The 537-nt window shown below is 42.1% G+C and carries 1 protein-coding gene and 2 tRNA genes; all 3 read left to right on the top strand.

What is annotated here, in order from left to right:
* Positions 1-57: 57 nt before the first annotated feature.
* Positions 58-130, top strand: a tRNA-Ala gene (locus ACPGUT_RS16190).
* Positions 131-135: 5 nt separating this feature from the next.
* A tRNA-Asn gene (locus tag ACPGUT_RS16185) sits at positions 136-207 on the top strand.
* A 2-nt stretch (positions 208-209) separates the two neighbouring features.
* A partial coding sequence (locus tag ACPGUT_RS16180; protein WP_423993140.1) for a hypothetical protein occupies positions 210-537 on the top strand: 328 nt, incomplete at its 3' end.

Below are 537 nucleotides of genomic sequence, written 5' to 3'. Positions count from 1 at the left end.
TAGAGCAGGGCTTTTGTAAAGCTCAGGTCGCAAGTTCAAATCTTGTCGAAGGCTTGTGGGGGATTAGCTCAGTTGGTAGAGCACCTGCTTTGCAAGCAGGCTGTCAGGAGTTCGAGTCTCCTATCCTCCACTCATTCCTCCTTAGCTCAGCGGTAGAGCGGTTGACTGTTAATCAATTTGTCCCTGGTTCGATCCCAGGAGGGGGAGTTATGGCAATTCTAAAACTATTTCCAACTATTGCATACAAGGAACAGATAGAGATTCCTGACAGCGTAGTTGCTGCATACAAAGAAGAGAAACTCTACCGAAATGGTCACAACAATGGTTGGATGAGTTCTGTTGGAAAACATAAAGATGAGAAATATGCTCCATTGATTTCTATCATTGATAAGCATGTAGAGAACTATCTAAAGTATTTGAATCTTCATCAACGTGTAAAGTGTTGTGGTGCTTGGATAAACATGCACAATAATAAAGACTGGGCACAAGAACACTACCACCAAAACTCTATGATTAGTGGTATTGTGTATCTTGACG

The sequence above is a fragment of the Halocynthiibacter sp. genome (assembly GCF_049608145.1).
Taxonomy (GTDB): Bacteria; Pseudomonadota; Alphaproteobacteria; order Rhodobacterales; family Rhodobacteraceae; genus Halocynthiibacter.
The sequence above is the reverse complement of the archived record's forward strand: the minus strand, read 5'-3'. Positions and strand labels throughout refer to the sequence as shown.